Here is a 16695-nt window from a genome sequence, read left to right as displayed (position 1 = left end):
TCAATATGGAGGCCAAGTCAACCGCGTCTTAGCTCTCCCGATATCAGCGGATACCCTGTTTTCTGCACAGATGTCAAGTCATAAGCCTTGACGTTTGTCAACCGTGTTTCCCTTCGTTGTTTTGGCTTCAGACAACAGCCTAGCGCTAAAAGTATCGGTCTTGCCAGTGCGAATTCTTTTCCTCATTCATGGTTGCTGTCTAAGTGGTCGAGTTCGTGTTCGATGGCGTGGCGCAGGATCTGTTGCATGGGCGTGCCGTGTTCGGTGGCGGCGATCTTGAGGCGGTTCTTCAGACGGACGGGCAGGCGCAGGGAGAACATGACCAGTGGCTCGCCGGCGTTGTTCTGCCCGGCGGATTGCTTGTCTTCGGCCTGTTGGTCGAGGACTTTGTCGAAGGGCACGGGTCTGGGCAGTGGTTGGTAGTTGCCTTTCATGCCAGTTCCTCCTTGGCGATGCGCGTTAGTTCGTCGGCTAGGTCCCGGTATTCGTACAGTTGCTTGGGGTTTATGCCGAGCGAGGTCTTGATCGGTTGTCGTTTGGCGATGAAAGTGTCGAAGCGTGCGGTGTCGGTTTGTTCCAACGCGGCCAGGGTCTGGGCCCAGGCGTTGGTGTTCGCTTCGACGCGCACCGGCAGTAGGGCCGCCCTGGTGGCGCGTCGGGCGCGGTCGAGCGTGTCCCATGCCTGCTGGAGGTCCATCGGCGAGTCCGAGGTGGGCACGATGACGAAATCGGCCACGGCCAACGTCTTGTCGAGCAGCGGGCCTTGCGGAGGGGCGTCGATGATCGACCATTCCCTTGCGGCCGGGTCGCCGCCCAGATGGGCGAGGGTGGCCATGTTGGCCGGCAGCACGTCGAAGGGCAGCGGGTCTCCCGCTTGTTCGGCGGCGGCCGCCCATAGGCTGGCGCTGGACTGCGGGTCCGCGTCGTAGACCGCCACCTCGATTCCGCGCCGGGCCAGCACGGCGGCCAGATAGATGCAGCTGGTGGTCTTGGCCACCCCGCCCTTCGCGTTCGCCAACGCTACTCGCATGATGCTTCCTCCTTGGATTCGGGACCATTCGCCGGATCGCCGGCATGGTCGGTTGTTTGATTGCTTGATTGTCGGATTGCTTGATTGTCTGTTTGCATGATGGTTTGACGGTCATGCGGCTCATTCTTGGGTTGGGCGCGGCCTGCGGCGCGCCATCGGCGTTGCCCGCGTTCCATGCTGGCCTTGCCCCGGGCCGTGTCGAAGACTTCGGGATGGGCTTGGAGCCAGTCGACGAACAGGCCCCAGCGCCGGGCCCAGGGCACCGTGCGGTCGCGGCAGGGCACGCCGTCGGCTTCCGCTAGACGGGCGATCTGGCGCCGGTCGGTGCACGAGCGGCCGCCGTACAAGCCCCATTCCAGGCCGGCGGCACCGGCGTAGGCCAGGCATTCGGCCCTCACCGGGCAGTCGTGCTCGCATACCGACGCGCCCGCCTGTCGGAACACGCGGGCCAGGGGATGCTTGTCCTCGAACTCCAGGCCCCACATCAGGTCGGCCCACGGCTGCGGGAAATCCGCGCAGCATCCCATGTTCTTCCACGCCTCCGGCGAACGGGGCGCGGCATCCGCTATGCCGGTCATGCCTTGGCCTCCTCGTGGGATTCCTTGTCTTCGGCGCGGTCGGTTTTCTCTAGGCCGATGGCGTGGCTGGCTTGGTTGCGCCGGTCGTAGGCGCACACCGGACACTCTGCCTGCTTGGTTTCGCCGTCGAGGTGCGCCTGGCACAATGCGATCGACAGGATGCCGCCGCCGTAGACCGGCACCCGCCAGGCCAAGCCCGAACTAACCGCCACCGGCCGGTCTGGATCATGGACCGGCGTGAGCTCGGCAGCAGCGGCATGGCTGCCGGAATGCTGCGGACCTCGTGCCCGCTTGGTGTGCATGTCGAGGCTGACCTGCGCGAAGTAGCGTTCGACCATCGTGCCGTCCACCAGCCATGAGATCCAGCGCGGATTGCCATACGCCCAATCAAGGATCGTCTCGACCTCCGTCAGAGAGCGTTCCATCAGCAGCTCGTGGACCTTGCGTCGGTCTCGCATCGACGCCGGCCTGGCTGCCTTCGGGTCGATGGCCGCCACACGGTCATGGATCAGCGTCAGCACGCGAACCTCCTGCAGGGCCCGGGAACGCACCCGCTCGTCCGCATCCTCCGCCCCTGGCGTCCACAGCGGATCGCGTACGCCCTTGGGAGGCAGCGCCAGACGCCAATCCGGTGCATCACGCTCGCTTCGCTCCTCCTCGGGTTGTTCCCCGGCGAGGGGAATGTCCCCGTAGGGGACAAGGGGAGCATTGGTTATCACTTGTCTATTGGGTGACATGACGTCACCTCTCTTCGGACAAGATGTCACCTCACCGGCGGGATCGCCCTGGGGTGACATTGTGTCAGGTGACACTGCGTCAGGTGACGCCATGTCACCCCGCGCGCACTCCTTGCTCCGCGATGGTTCGGCTGTACTGGGTTTCGCTGGAACGTCCTTGCCTGCGTCGGTCTCGCCGGGATCGGTGATATCCTCCGGCTCGGTCTGCGCGCCCTTCATCACCACGTCCCACACCTTGGAACGATGCCCCCTGGGGATGGGCTCGTGGCTGCGGGGATTGCGCGCGGCCAGCTCCTGGTCACCCTCGCGCAAGTAGCCCAGCTCCTGCAAACGTTTCAACGCGCGCAGCACGGAACGGCGCGTGCAATGGCAATGTGCCGCGATGGTGTTGACCGACGGCCACGCGCCGCACCCGTCGTCGTAATACGCCCTTCGCGCCAGATACACCAACACGAACTTCTCCGACAGGCTCAGCCGCTCGTCCTGCAACTGCCACGCCCACTGCTCCGCCGGCCCGCTCATCGCGCATCCTCCTCGCGACCCCTGGCATCATGGAGCCGTTCGCCGATGCGGTCGCCCAACGCGGCCGCGCGGCACAACGCCCACACCGCCAGCAGACACACGACGATTGCGACGACGGCCACCGCCGCCACAGCCCGGCCCATCTCAGGCGCTCCGGCGACGACGGCGCGACGAGCGCGCGGGATGAAGCAACACCGCCAGCAGGTGCGCGCGGGCGATCCGCACACGCAGCGACGGGATGGTTTTCATGGCTCCCGCCGCACGCGGGGCGGAAGCGATGGTAGGATTGGTCATTGCGATAACTCTCTTTCAATGGAGGGCGAATCCCGGGACTCATGTCACTTGAATCGCTCGGAATCCCGCCCAAGGTTGTCGATCAGCCCCGCACCAAGCGCCAACACGGTGCGGAGCGCTTTCGTTTTCCATGTTTTTCCCGGCCCGGTTCGACCAGACCGAACCGGGGAGGCGGTCGTATTGCGCAACCAAGCGCGCCGCCCATAGCATGGTGCGCACAAGCCCCCAAGGGCACGCGAGCGAAAGGAACGGACATGACCGGCAACACCACGGCAAGGACACAGGCCGTCGAACTGGGAGAGCACCTGCGGGAAGTCGCCGCATGGAACGTGCGACTGCACCTGGCCAAGGAAGAACTCGAACAGCAGGCCCTGTGCGAGGCGGCCGGCGTGACCAAGGCCACCATATCGGCCAGAATGAACCTCGACGCCGCATGGGACCTCAACGCCATCGCGGCCGCGGCCGTCACCCTCGGCATGCCTCCGGCCGAACTGCTCGACGACACGCTGTACGACATCGTCAACAACGACGACACGAACACAAACGAAGGCAAAGGTGCATCGTTGGTGGCAGCACTGTCCTCGACGCTCCTGGCACGCCACATCGCCGGCAGGTGCGACCCGTTGAAAACAAAAGGCTCCTGCCGAATCACAATGATGGCGACAGGAGCAAACCGGTACCCCCGGAGAGAGTCGAACTCTCGCTGTCAGATTGAAAGTCTGGTGTCCTAACCGTTAGACGACGGGGGCGAACGAAGCCATGGTACTCGATACCCCTGGACCATGGCAAATGCCGACCTGTCGCAGGTCGGCAAGAGTGAGGTTCCGGGCAGTGTGTTGCCTGGCCGCCTGGTCTACTTCTTGATAAAGGCCTGGTACCGTTCCTGATCGAGAACCTTGTCGATTTCGCCTATATACTCGACCCACTCGTTGTTATGGGTGAACCCTCTCTTGAACTTGTAGAGGCCGTCACTGTCGTCAAAGCCGAATATGCCGCCGAAGTCATAGCGCTTCTTGCCGCTGGCGATCGCGTGTTCGATCTGCGCCCACTGAACCAGGTAGGGTGCCATGTAGTTGCGCATGATGTTAAGGCTGCCTCCATACATGTACCACGACTTGTCGCCGAACTCGAAGTTGAGGGCACCGGCGATCGCCTGGGAATCAACGCGGGCCAGGTAAATGCCCAGAATTCCCTTGCCGGCGCAGTTCTGGACCATTCTGTCGAAGTAGGCCTTGGGGCGGTAGGCGATGCCATGGCGTTGGCTCATCACCTCATAGGTGTGGTAGAACTCGTCCATGGCCTCCTGGGTCTCGTCGCGCTCCACCTTCACCCCCTTGCGTCCAGCCAAACGGATGTTGTAGCGGGTCTTGGAATGGAAGGTCATGATCAGGTCATCCGGATCTACGCCGTCGATGTCGAGGACCACATTGAAGCGGGGCTGGGTGGTGGCATGGGCCTCCTCCTTGGGGAGGTTTCTGTTGCGCATCACGTAACCGTCAGCCTTGAGCCTGGCGTTGAGATCGTCGTCGAAGGGAACTTCGGGATCCAGACGGAGGAGGAAGCAGCTCCGGGCCTCCAGCTCCGGCATGGCCTCCTCGACCAGGGCATTGAGGGTATCTACGTCGAAGCGGTCGCCTACCGGACCCTTGGTGGCGTATGCGAAGCCGTCGATGGTCAGAACCGACATGGCTGCTCTCGGGTTCTCAAGGGGGCCCAGATAAACGTAAAAACTGCCCCAGTTGTTCTTGATTCTGCCCCATTCAACGGACTGTGTTATGGAGGTGAAAGGTGCCTTTCTTACATAATCCTCATATGCGTCTATCCGTGAATCATCAGCGGTCAGAATCGGCATTATCTAAACTCCTCAGTAATTCCTCTTTATTTTCACTACAGGGGGAAGTATCGGCCCAAAGAGGATTCGATCAATGCAAATCTTAGTCTGCTCAAAGGATATAAGGGCTGGTCTCACCGGTCGTCGTCCGAACCCAGCTCCTGGTCGCGACGGTGAAAGAGCTCCATCTGTTCGCGGATCCAGACACGTTCCGCAGGGTTGATGTCGGCGGATTCCAGGTACTTCTGGTAGACGGGGTAGAAGGCTCGCAGGATTGGGTAGATAGCGTAGAGGGTGTGCTCGGGCTTCTGCTCCCTGGTGTGTTGCGGGTGGGCGTCGAAGGTGTTCTTGAAGCGTTGCATGTAGTGGCGGAAGGATGTGAAGGAGGTGTCCATGCGGCGGGCGCTGATACCCACGTTCATATCCTTGCAGTAAACCGTCTTGAACCCCTGGTCGATCAGGTGCAGGGAGATATCGACATCCTCATGCATGATGTCCTCTTTGTCCCTGCAGACCTGGTTGCGTATGGCCCGCCAGGCCGTGGCGCGCAGAGCCATGTTGGATCCGTAGAGCAGGTATTGCCCGTCGTCGGCCCTGTAGATGGCCCGGCGGATGGTGTTGTCGCCCTTGAGCCCGATCTTCTTGCCTGGCATGTCATAATAGGCCACTGGTCCAGTGGCGCCCATGGCTTTTGGATCACGGGTGAAGACGCCGGAGACCACCTCGACCCAGTTCGGTCGCAGCATGCAGTCCGCATCGATTCGGCCCAGTACGTCGCCGGTTGCCCGGTCAAGTCCGTAATTGCGGGTGGGGATCAGCCCTTGCTCGCTGTCCTGATGGAGAAGCTTGACATGCTGGTCAGGGTGCTGGTCGATGAATTGCTGGACGATGGAGGCCGTTGCGTCCGTAGAGTGGTTGTCGACTACCAGCACCTCCTTGGGTGCCTGGCTCTGCCTGGTGGCGTTCAGTAGGCAGTCTTCAATGCGTTCTTCCTCATTCCAGGCGGGTATGACTATGGAAACGGTCAACATACCCCTCAGGATACGTGTGCCCGGATACACCGTCGGCTCAACCTGCGCTCAATAGCCCGCCATGTCAGCCATCTTGGGATAATGGAACATATGGCCAACGAGCAAAAGCAGCGCTTCGATTTCGCGACGGTCTTCCCGCCCAAGGGGGATCCACGCCGACCTCCGGAATGGTTCGGCCGCGCCCTACTCTACGTGGTCATAGCCGTCTTCCTGGCCTGGTTCGCCTACTCCTCCTGGTGGAAGATCGAATTCCTGGTCTTGGACGTGGTGATCGCCATCTTCGTCTCCCTGGCCATGGAGCCCCTGGTACTCAGGCTGGTCAAGCATGGCTGGCGGCGAGGAGCAGCCTCGGCGGTCACCTTGATAGGTCTGATTATTATTGTGATCGTCCTCTTGGGTATGTTCGGCAATCTGCTGGTCCAGCAGGTCATCGGCATGGCCAACGGGCTGCCGGCCCTCTATGAGCAGGTGGCGGAATTCATCGCCAGCCGCACCCCTTGGCACCTGCCGGCCATGCAGGATCTGGGCGGGGAGATCGTCAAGAACATCCAGACATCCTGGGTGACGGACTTCGCCGGGCATGCCTTGACCACCACCGTAGGGCTGGCAGGGTCATTCATCAATATCATGACCGTCCTGCTGGTCATCTACTACATCTCCGCAGCAGGCCCCAAGCTGCGCCGCAGCCTTTGCCAGTGGCTGGCCCCCAGGAGCCAGCGTCGTTTCCTCTTCGTCTGGACCATCGCCCAGGACCAGATCTCCAGCTTCCTGTTCAGCAGAACCATTCTGGCGCTCATCTCCGCAGCCTGCATGTCGGTCTTCCTGGTCATTCTCAAGGTGCCCTACTGGTTGCCGCTGGCCCTTTTCTGCGGGCTGGTATCCCAGTTCGTGCCTACCATCGGCACCTACATCGGCGGGGCCGTCCCCATAGTGGTGGCCTGGGGGAGCCGTGGACTGCTGGTGGCTGTGATTGTACTGGTTTACATCATCATCTACCAGCAGATCGAAAACATGATTCTGGCCCCCAAGATCTCCCAGCGGACCATGGACCTCAACCCTGCCATCGCCTTCCTGTCCGTACTGGCACTGGGCGCGGTCTTCGGTGCCCTGGGCGCCTTCCTGGCCCTGCCTCTGGCGGCCAGCTTCCAGGCCATCTTCTCGGCTTCGGTCAAGCATTACGAGCTGATCGACTCACCGCTCATGCAGGATCCCAAGCCGGTCGGCAAATCCAAGGTGGTCGAGGGTGTCGAGGCCTTCAACGAGCACGTGGTCCAGCCGGTGGCCAGCCATGTGGGCAGCCGGTCCGCCAAGGGGACCAGCGCCAGGGTTCGAGTGGACGACCCTGTCATGACCATTGCCAGCCAGCTTTACCCGACATCCTCGCCGACGGCCAAAGATCTGGATGAGTCGGCTACGGTGCCTATACCCAAGTCCGCGTCGGCCCCGGTAAAGCACAGGCCGCTCAAGGGTACCGAGACCGGGGACGAGGCCTCCGAGGGGGAGGACAACCCCCGCAAGGAGTGGCGCTGATGGCCCTGCTCAAGGTATTGGACGTACTGATGATGCTGCTGGGCGGGGTGGGCATCGTCTACCAGGCCATCTGCATCGTCATCTCCTTTGTCTCCAAGCCGGTGGTCTTTCCCGATGCTCCTTTTGACAAGCGGTTCGCCGTCCTTATTTCCGCTCGCAACGAGGAGCATGTCGTCGGTCATCTGATCAACTCCATCAAGGAGCAGACCTACCCAATCTCCATGGTCGACATATGGCTGGTGGCCGACAACTGCACCGACAACACCGCCGGACTGGCCAGATCACTCGGCTGCCATGTGGTCGAGCGGCAGGACCCGGACCGGGTGGGCAAGGGCTACGCTCTGACCTTTCTGCTGGAGCAGATACTCGATCGGGGTCTTGACTCCTACTATGATGCCTACTTCGTCTTTGATGCGGACAACATTCTGGACCGCCACTACATCGAGGAAATGAACAAGGCCTTCCAATCCGGCTTCCGCATACTGACTAGCTACCGGAACTCGGTCAACTTTGCGGATAACTGGGTTTCCTCGGGTTCGGCCCTATGGTTCATCCGTGAATCCCGGTTCCTCAACACCTCAAGGATGGTCATCGGCTCCAGCTGCCACGTGGGCGGCACCGGGTTCATGTTCTCCAGAGAGGTTATGGAGCGCAACAACGGCTGGAAGTTCCACCTGCTGACCGAGGACCTGGAGTTCACCATGGACTCGGTTCTCCACGGAGAGCGCATCGGCTATTGCGGCACCGCCATCCTCTATGACGAGCAGCCGGTCACCTTCAAGCAGAGCTGGCGGCAACGGCTGCGCTGGAGCAAGGGCTTCCTTCAGGTCTTCCGCTACTACGGGCCTGCTCTGATTTCCCGGGCCTTCCGCGAACGTGATTTCTCGGCCGTTGACCTGACCATCCTGATCTGCCCCTTGACAGTTTTGGGGCTGGTTCGCTGCTTCTTCGGTCTGCTCTTCCCGGCTCTGGGTTTCGTGACTTGGGCCAGCCAGATGACCACCCTGGTGGATGGCATTGCAGCCGGGATTCTGGGCCTCCTGGCCATGATGGGCCTGGCTGCCCTTACCGTGCTGGCCGAGCGCGACAAGATCGGCGCATCCAACAAGGAGCTTTTCGCCTACTGCCTGAGTTTCCCCATCTTCATGCTCAGCTACGTGCCAATCTCCTTCCAGGCCATTTTCGCCAATCCGGGATGGAAACCCATCGAGCACTCAGGGCATTGAGGCCTTTGCCCTCAATCGGCAGCGAGGTAGTGACTTGTTAGTAGACTTAAGGCCATGTCCGATGAAGTGCAAGCAACCAGCATGACCGCCCAGACGGCAGTGGTCCCTCCGCCGGATCCGCAGGCAGCGGTTTCTATTCGCGCCCTGGTTAAGTGCTACCAGGGTCGGCCTGCTGTCAACGCCCTCTCTCTGGACATCCCCAGGGGGTCCTTCTATGGGATAGTCGGCCCCAATGGCGCAGGGAAGACCACCACGCTGAATATGATGACCGGACTTCTGGTGCCCGACTCCGGCAATGTCATGATTCTGGGCAGGGACGTATGGTCAGACGTGGATACGGCCAAGCGGATCATCGGCGTCATGCCCCAGGGTGATCAGATCTTCGACAGGCTGACAGGTCTGCAATTGCTGGTCTATTCGGGCATGCTTAGACGGATGCCGCGTAGTGAGGCGCTGGGCCGGGCCAGGGACCTGCTGGAGGCCTTCGACCTGACTGATGCCGGCGGCAAGCGGGTCTGTGATTATTCATCGGGCATGGCCAAGAAGATCTGCCTGGCCACAGCCATGATTCATTCTCCTAGACTCCTGGTGCTGGATGAGCCGTTCGAATCGGTTGACCCAGTCTCAAGCGCCAATCTCAAGGACATCCTGGCCGAGTATGTCGATACCGGGGGAACAGTGGTCATTTCCTCGCACGTCATGGCTCTGGTGGAGCGGATGTGCACCCATGTGGCCATCATCGACCATGGTCTGGTTCGGGCTGATGGCACGGTGGCCCAGGTCGCTGCAGGCGAGGATCTGGAGGATCGCTTCCTGGAGCTAGTCGGCGGCCGTCACCAGGCTAAGCGAATCGCTTGGCTGAACGGCTCCGGATCCGAGGAAGACCGGGAGGCGGAATGAGCACGGCATCCACCATCATCGCCATGCGTTGGTCCATTACCTGGAGCACGATCAAGCATTCCTCCTGGCAGATGGTCGGAGCCATCATCAGTCTGCTCATGGTCATAGGCATCTGCCTGGCTTCATGGCAGGCTTCACTGACACTGGGAGGCTGGCTGCCCAGTGCCGGTTCGGGCAACCGGCAGCGTATGGGAACCTTATTGGTCCTGTTCCTGGTCGGGTTGACTCTGGGAGTGGTCCTGATTCAACTGGCCTTCCTGGGCCAGGGGTCGATCCTGGGCCCCTCGCGATTCGTCCTTTACGGGATTCCTGACAGCCAGCTGCAAGTGGGGCTCTACCTGGCCGGGCTGACTGGGCCTACGGGATTGACTGGCCTCGTCTGCTTCCTGGCCCTGACTGCCGTCTATGCCCGCATGGGTGTCGGAGCCGCGATCGTGGCTTTGGTCGCCGCCCTCCTGGCTGTCATGGTGATGCTGGCCCTATCCCGGGCTGTTTTGGACCTGGTCGGTACCTTGATGGTTTCTCAGCGCTCCCGATCCGGGCTCTATCTGCTGGTCACCGTGGTGATCATGCTTTTGTGTCTGCTGCCCTCTCTGCTGGACAGCGGGATCATGGATGGCATGGCAGTCGACACTGACTCCCTTAAGTCCGCGGCCGACATACTGGCCTGGACGCCACTGGGTGCCGCTGTCCGCCTGCCGGAGGATTTCCTTTCGGGATCATGGTGGGCTCTGCTCGGACGGCTGTGTATGGAGCTGGTCACCCTGGCTCTCTGTTTCATGATCGGCATGCTGTGTCTGCGTCATGACCGTTTGTACGCCGGGGCGAGGGCTGAACGGTCGGGTGCACCCAAGGGGCTGGGGATGCTGGGCCGGTCCCGGGACACTGTGGATGCCATGGCCGCGCGATTGCTGATTTATCTTCGTCAGGATCCCCGCAAGCTTGCCAGCTATCCGCTTCTGCTTGTCGTGGTGATTCTATACGCGGTGATCTTCCGCCAGATGCCCATGTTGCTATGGTTGGGACCGATCTTGGGCGCCCTGATGCTGGAGATTCCCGAGGGCAACGCCTTGGCCTACGATGGGCTCGCACTGCGTATGGAGATAGCGTCGGGAGTGAAGGGTCGTGAAGACCGGCAGTCCCGTGTCCGCAGCCATCTGAGTGTGGCTCTGCCCTGCATGCTCCTGCTTGGGTTGGTGACTTTGACACTTTCCGGGGCAATGAAGGGCGGGCGAGATCTGATCATCTCCTTGGATATGCTGGCTGTGACCGTAGGATTGCTCCTGTCTGGGCTGGGAGTTGCCCAGATTTTCTCGGCCTTGCTGATCTATCCGGTACCTTCTATGGACCAGCCCTTCACCTCACCGCAGGGACGTGCTGTTGCCCAAGGCTTCCTGCCAATACTGCAGTTGCTGGCTAGCCTGGTGATCATGCTGCCCACCTTCTTGGTGACATTGCTGGCCATGACCACGGGCGGGGTTCTTCCGCTCTGGCTGCCTGTGCCGGTCGCACTGGCGAACGGCCTGGTTGTGCTTGCCGTAGGTGTCGCTTTAGGGTCTCGGATCTTCGATCGTCGTCAGTCGGCCATTCTGCTGACTCTGGATCGCTATGCCTCTCTGCAGTCCTGAGACAGCGACAGGACCAGTACTAGGCTAGTTGGATGATGCCGACCGAACCGAGCCGAATTCGGTTGGCGAATGCAAGTCCGGGAGAGAGCAATTGGGTGACAGACATCAGCAGCGCATGACACGCCGTCGTCAGATCAAGCGACGCTGGCGGGTGGCCTTGGCCATGCTTGTGGCTGTCATACTGGTCGTCGGCTATGCTTGCATGGATCTGGCTGACCTGGTGCCCGGACCGCTGACTTTGTCCAAGACCAGTTATTCTTCGGTCCCCCCTGCTGTCATGATGGGCGAACCGCCGACCTTCGCCGCCAACAAGCCCGGGTCCGCGGTGGATGCCGGTCAGGTCCAGCAGCTGGTCAACGCTTTCGCCGACACACCGGGCATAGGCAATGCATACTCGCTGGTTGTGCGACAGGCTGACGGACGGGTGCTTGCTCAGAAGAACGCCGACCAGGCACGCCAGCCGGCCTCCACCATGAAGACCTTGACCGCAGCCGCAGCCGCTTCCGTTCTGGATATGTCCTCCCAGCTGGATACTGAGGCGGTTCTGAATTCCTCTTCCTCCTCGCAGGCGACGCTGACTCTACGCGGTCACGGCGATATGCTGCTAGGCGCCGGCAAGGACGATCCCCTGCACGTCAACGGCCGGGCAGGACTGGGAACTCTGGCCGTGAAGACGGCCCAGGCCCTGCACAAGCAGGGGGTCGGCCGAGTGACCTTGGCTTACCAGGACACGCTTTTCGGCGACGATCGGGCGCCGAAGGGAATCGAAGAAAACAATGCTGATGGAATCTACTTCCAGGAGCCTGTCGCTATGGCCGTGGATGAGGCCAGGCAGGGACAGGCCGAGCCTGTTGCCTATCCAGATGCAGGCGGTGTCTACCTGCCCAGGGTTCAAAATCCGGCAGGGGCTGCTGCAGCGGTCTTTGCCAGTCGCCTGATGGAGTCGGGGATTCAGGTGGACAATGCGCAGGAGCCAGCCAGGACCGACCATGCCCAGGGCAAGGTTCTGGCCCGTATCAGCTCGGCACGGCTCAGCGAGATCATGTCGCTGATGCTACGCAATTCCGACAACAGCCTGGCTGAGCTTTTCGGCCGCCTGACCGCCTTGGCCCTGGACATGCCCAACAGCCCAGCCGGGGCTGTGAAAGCTGTGACCAGCACGCTGAACAAGCTGGGTGTGGACACTGCGGGCCTCAACATGGCCGACTGTTCGGGGCTGACCCCTGGCTCGAGCCTAAAGGTGGGAACCTTGGTGGATGTTCAGCAGCTGGCCCTGTCCGAGAAGGGGCTGACCCCCCTGGTCAAGGGTCTGTCGGTGGTGGGGCTGACCGGCACGGCAGCCAGACGCGAAATCGACAATCAGGCCGACGGGCTGATCCGGGTCAAGACCGGCACCCTGGATCAGGTGACTTCACTGGCAGGCAATGTGATTCGACGCTCAGGCGGTGTTCTGGTCTTTGCTGTAGTCGTCAACGATCCCGAGGATGTGGCTGCTGCCCAGCAGGCTGTGGACACCTTGGTCGGATCCCTGGATCGGCTCTGAACGGGAGGACGCCTGGACCATGGTCTATTCAGCGGAGATGAAAAAGGCGGTGGGGCTCCTGCGTTCGACCCTGGACCGGGAGGGCCTGGGCCTGCAGGACCGGCGGTTCACCCATCACGGGGTGCACCGGCCCGATCCGGATGCTCCACTGATTCTGGTGGCCTGCTCTGGAGGCCGGGATTCCCTGGCCCTGGCCTGCGTGGCCCATTTGGTGGCCGATATGACCGGTCTGCGGTGCGGGGCTTTGCTGATTGATCACGGTCTGGTTCCTGATTCGGATCGGGTTGCCGAGTGCGCGGCTGGAACCTGCCGGGAGTTGGGATTGGATCCGGTCCGCGTCACCAGAGTGGATGTGCCTGTCACTTCGGCTGGCCCTGAGGCCGATGCCCGTGCAGCCCGTTACCAGGCCCTCTCCGGGCAGGCCCTTGAGTTGGGCGCCAGGGCCGTCCTCCTGGCGCACACCCGTGATGATCAGGCTGAGACAGTGCTGATTGGCCTGATTCGCTCCCAGGGGCTGGAGGCCATCACCGGGATGGCTCGGCGTATAGAGCGTGGAGGAATGTGTTACCTGCGTCCGTTCCTGGATTTGGACCGGAAAGATACCACGGCCATTTGCCGCCAGCAGGGGATCGACTGGTGGGACGACCCCACCAACGGCGACGATCAGCCGGCTGGTTGTACGCTTCCCGAGACGCTGCCGTTGCGCTCGCGGATCCGTCATGACCTGCTGCCTGCCTTGAATCGCTTCGCTGGCCGGGACATGGTCCGTCGCCTTGCTCTGGGTGCGGATATGGCCCGTCTGGATCAGGATTACCTGGACTCCCAGGTGGATGGACTCTACCAGCGGCTGGTTGCGAGCCCTGACTTGGACCAAAAGGCCGAAGGGGTTCTGGTCTGCTTGGATGCCCGCGGATTGGCCGACTGTCATCCGGCTCTGCGTACCCGCCTGCTGGCTCAGGTGCTGACCGAGCTGGACATAAGGTTCACGGCCGTGCAGGTCCGGGCCCTGGATGATTTAGTCTGCCGTTGGCACGGCCAGCATGGCCCCCGCTTTCCCAGCTCCCATACAGCAATCCGTAAGGGTCAAGTCATTCTCATATGCAATGATGGGGACCATGCGCATCGCTGATATTCAATCCCATATCGACCATGAACTGGTGTCCAAAGAACGCATAGAGGATCTGATCAATCGGACGGCTGAGCAGATCAGCCGGGATTACCAGGGCAAAAACCCAATCATGCTGGCCGTGCTCAAAGGGGCTTTCAACACGCTCGCCGCCCTCTCACAGGCCGTCACCATACCGGTTCAGATCGAGTTCATGAGCATTTCCAGCTATCCGGCCGGCAAGACCAGTGTTTCCAAGGGGGACCTGGATATCAGGATGGATTTGGACTGCGATGTGCGCGGACGGCATATTCTGATCGTTGAGGATATTATCGATTCCGGCTACACCTTGCATTGGTTGGTTGAGCATCTCAAGGAGCGGGGAGCTGCATCGGTGGAGATCTTCACTCTGCTGGACAAGACCTCGCGACACGAGGTCGAGGTGGATGTCAAGTATCCGGGGTTCGCCATACCCGACGAATTCGTTGTGGGCTTTGGGCTGGATTACGACGAGCAGTACCGTAATCTTGACTCGATAGCCGTACTCAGGTCCGAGGAATACATGGACCCGACCCAGGAACAGGATCATCAGGATCAGGGGGAGCAGTCATGAGCTACTCGCAGGGACCGCAGCAGGGTCCGCCCAACGGAGGCAGGGACAACGGTGACAAGGGGAACAACCCCTTCAACTTCAACCTAGGCAACAACGGTTCTGGTCCCAACGGGGGCAACCGCTCCTTCTGGCGTTCCCCTTGGCTCTGGGGGATTCTGGCTGTGGTCATCATCCTGGCCATCTTTGGCTTCTTCAGCAGCCAGAACGGCGCCCAGACCATCGACACCCAGGATGGCCTGGAGCTGCTGAACGACCGCAGCAGCATGGTCAAGAAAGCCGAGATCACCGAGAAGATGCAGGTCGTCGAGCTCAAGCTCAATAGCGACTTCGTCAAGGATGTACCTGGCTTCCGCGGCAACCGCACCTCCAAGAACTTCGGCAAGGACGTGCAGTTCTACTACGTGGAGGCCCAGGGGGAGCAGGTCGTCAAGGCCGTAGAGAAGGCCAAGCCCTCCGAGGGGTACAACTCGGTGGTGCCGCAGACCAGCATGATGAGCTACCTGATCTCGTCCATCCTGCCCATGCTGATCATTCTGGGAGTCTTCTGGTTCCTGCTCTCGCGAATGTCTTCGGCGGCCGGTGGCGGCATGTTCGGCATGGGCGGCAAGAAGAACTCCGCCCGGCTCAACGACGGGCAGACCCCCAAGACCAAGTTCTCGGATGTGGCCGGCGAGGAAGCCGCTGTCCAGGAGGTGGAGGAGATCAAGGAGTTCCTCAAGGATCCCTCCAAGTACAAGGCTCTGGGCGCCCGCATACCCCGTGGCGTCCTGCTCTATGGTCCTCCTGGAACCGGCAAGACCCTGCTGGCCAGGGCCATCGCCGGCGAGGCCAGCGTGCCCTTCTACTCCATGGCAGGCTCCGACTTTGTCGAGATGTTCGTCGGTCTGGGCGCCTCCCGAGTGCGTGACCTGTTCGACGAGGCCAAGAAGAATGCACCGGCCATTATTTTCATCGACGAGATCGATGCCGTGGGCGGCAAGCGCGGCTCCGGCATGAGCGGCGGCCACGACGAGCGCGAGCAGACCTTGAATCAGCTGCTGGTCGAGATGGACGGCTTTGACAACGACACCAACCTGATCATCATTGCAGCCACCAACCGCCCCGACATTCTGGATCCGGCCCTGCTCCGGCCCGGCCGGTTCGACCGTCAAGTGGCCGTGGAGGCCCCAGACCTGGAGGGCCGTGAGGCCATCCTCAAGGTCCACGCCAAGGGCAAGCCCTTTGTGCCGGATGTGGACCTACACACTGTGGCTGTGCGTACGCCCGGCTTTACCGGCGCCGACCTGGCCAACGTGCTCAATGAGGCTGCCCTGCTGACTGCGCGTTCCGATGCCCAGCTGATCGACAATCGGGCCATCGACGAAGCCATCGACCGTGTACTCAGCGGACCTCGGCGGCGGACCAAGGGCATGGCTCTGGCCGAGATGCGCAACACCGCCTATCACGAGGGCGGTCATGCCATGGTGGCTGCTGCTCTGCACCATACTGACCCGGTTACCAAGGTGACCATTCTGCCGCGTGGACGCGCCCTGGGCTACACCGCGGTCATGCCTACCACAGATCGCTATTCACAGTCCCGCAACGAGCTGCTGGACCAGATGGCCTACGCTATGGGCGGCCGAGTGGCAGAAGAAGTGGTCTTCCATGACCCAACCACCGGCGCTTCCAACGACATCGAGAAGGCCACCAGCATCGCCCGACAGATGGTCCTGCAATATGGGTTCTCGTCAAAGCTTGGCGCCATCAAGTGGGCTGACGAGAACGACCAGGATGCCGGGCTCGATGCCTTGAAGCCCCACAACTATTCGGAGAAGACAGCCGAGGCCATCGATGAGGAAGTCCACAATCTCATCGAGACGGCCCACCAAGAGGCCTGGCGTATCATCACCGAGAACCGTGACGTGCTGGACGAACTGGTTCGGCAGCTCCTGGTCAAAGAGACCCTGAATAAGGACGAGCTGGCTGCGGTCTTCGCTGGCTTGCGCAAGGCTCCGGAGCGTCAGCTCTGGCTGTCTGCACCAGATCGGCCGGACTCCGAGCAGCCCCCCGTGGAGATTCCCGAGGCACTCAGGCGCAGCGTAAACGGGCCGTCCACAGAGGACCAGCACTGAATTCTGCACCGGCTCG

At 61.4% G+C, this 16695-nt stretch carries 15 protein-coding genes and 1 tRNA gene; 8 read left to right on the top strand and 8 right to left on the bottom strand.

Annotated elements, in window-relative coordinates:
- Positions 1-182: 182 nt before the first annotated feature.
- From H3V09_RS04520 to H3V09_RS04485, 8 genes are all read right to left on the bottom strand, one after another.
- Positions 183-434, bottom strand: a complete 252-nt coding sequence (locus H3V09_RS04520) for a hypothetical protein (protein WP_046323240.1) — start codon at positions 432-434, stop codon at positions 183-185.
- Complete coding sequence (locus H3V09_RS04515) at positions 431-1030, bottom strand: ParA family protein (RefSeq protein WP_015021886.1); 600 nt, start codon at positions 1028-1030, stop codon at positions 431-433. Before H3V09_RS04515 ends, H3V09_RS04520 begins: the two co-directional genes overlap by 4 nt.
- Positions 1021-1608 carry a WhiB family transcriptional regulator gene (locus tag H3V09_RS04510; RefSeq protein ID WP_015021885.1) on the bottom strand — a complete coding sequence of 196 codons (588 nt, stop codon included), beginning with the start codon at positions 1606-1608 and terminating at the stop codon, positions 1021-1023. The genes H3V09_RS04515 and H3V09_RS04510 overlap by 10 nt, the downstream gene beginning before the upstream one ends.
- Positions 1605-2867, bottom strand: coding sequence for a helix-turn-helix domain-containing protein (locus tag H3V09_RS04505; RefSeq protein ID WP_110417553.1), 1263 nt, complete (start codon positions 2865-2867; stop codon positions 1605-1607). The genes H3V09_RS04510 and H3V09_RS04505 overlap by 4 nt, the downstream gene beginning before the upstream one ends.
- 144 nt (positions 2868-3011) lie before the next feature.
- Positions 3012-3161: a hypothetical protein gene (locus H3V09_RS04500; RefSeq protein WP_014484172.1), complete on the bottom strand. Its 150-nt coding sequence runs from the start codon at positions 3159-3161 to the stop codon at positions 3012-3014.
- A 677-nt stretch (positions 3162-3838) separates the two neighbouring features.
- Positions 3839-3910: transfer RNA gene (locus H3V09_RS04495), tRNA-Glu, on the bottom strand.
- A 104-nt stretch (positions 3911-4014) separates the two neighbouring features.
- Positions 4015-5013, bottom strand: coding sequence for a lipid II:glycine glycyltransferase FemX (locus H3V09_RS04490; RefSeq protein ID WP_046323238.1), 999 nt, complete (start codon positions 5011-5013; stop codon positions 4015-4017).
- A 113-nt stretch (positions 5014-5126) separates the two neighbouring features.
- Positions 5127-6023, bottom strand: coding sequence for a glycosyltransferase (locus H3V09_RS04485; RefSeq protein WP_110425678.1), 897 nt, complete (start codon positions 6021-6023; stop codon positions 5127-5129).
- Positions 6024-6113: 90 nt separating this feature from the next.
- On the opposite strand from H3V09_RS04485, the gene H3V09_RS04480 reads away from it, so the two are divergent.
- From H3V09_RS04480 to ftsH, 8 genes are all read left to right on the top strand, one after another.
- The gene (locus H3V09_RS04480; protein WP_198191075.1) at positions 6114-7553 is read left to right on the top strand and encodes an AI-2E family transporter; all 1440 of its coding nucleotides are present in this window, start codon (positions 6114-6116) and stop codon (positions 7551-7553) included.
- A complete protein-coding gene (locus tag H3V09_RS04475; protein ID WP_110425676.1) occupies positions 7553-8779 on the top strand; it encodes a glycosyltransferase family 2 protein in 1227 nt (408 codons plus the stop codon). The genes H3V09_RS04480 and H3V09_RS04475 overlap by 1 nt, the downstream gene beginning before the upstream one ends.
- A gap of 54 nt (positions 8780-8833) precedes the next feature.
- On the top strand, positions 8834-9679 hold the full coding sequence (locus H3V09_RS04470) for an ABC transporter ATP-binding protein (RefSeq protein ID WP_198191074.1): 846 nt from the start codon (positions 8834-8836) through the stop codon (positions 9677-9679).
- Positions 9676-11307 (top strand): hypothetical protein, encoded by a 1632-nt coding sequence (locus H3V09_RS04465; RefSeq protein ID WP_198191073.1) that lies wholly within the window; start codon positions 9676-9678, stop codon positions 11305-11307. The genes H3V09_RS04470 and H3V09_RS04465 overlap by 4 nt, the downstream gene beginning before the upstream one ends.
- Positions 11308-11422: 115 nt before the next feature.
- Positions 11423-12850: a D-alanyl-D-alanine carboxypeptidase/D-alanyl-D-alanine endopeptidase gene (dacB, locus tag H3V09_RS04460; protein WP_198199034.1), complete on the top strand. Its 1428-nt coding sequence runs from the start codon at positions 11423-11425 to the stop codon at positions 12848-12850.
- A 19-nt stretch (positions 12851-12869) separates the two neighbouring features.
- Positions 12870-13979, top strand: coding sequence for a tRNA lysidine(34) synthetase TilS (gene tilS / locus H3V09_RS04455; RefSeq protein ID WP_198191071.1), 1110 nt, complete (start codon positions 12870-12872; stop codon positions 13977-13979).
- A complete protein-coding gene (hpt, locus tag H3V09_RS04450) occupies positions 13966-14568 on the top strand; it encodes a hypoxanthine phosphoribosyltransferase (RefSeq protein WP_121913543.1) in 603 nt (200 codons plus the stop codon). The genes tilS and hpt overlap by 14 nt, the downstream gene beginning before the upstream one ends.
- Positions 14565-16679: an ATP-dependent zinc metalloprotease FtsH gene (ftsH, locus tag H3V09_RS04445; RefSeq protein WP_198191070.1), complete on the top strand. Its 2115-nt coding sequence runs from the start codon at positions 14565-14567 to the stop codon at positions 16677-16679. The genes hpt and ftsH overlap by 4 nt, the downstream gene beginning before the upstream one ends.
- The last annotated feature ends 16 nt before the right edge of the window (positions 16680-16695 follow it).

The sequence above is a fragment of the Bifidobacterium sp. M0399 genome, from assembly GCF_016100595.1.
GTDB classification, from domain to species: Bacteria; Actinomycetota; Actinomycetes; order Actinomycetales; family Bifidobacteriaceae; genus Bombiscardovia; species Bombiscardovia polysaccharolytica.
Note: the sequence above shows the minus strand (reverse complement) of the source record. Positions and strands in the feature narration are given on the sequence as shown.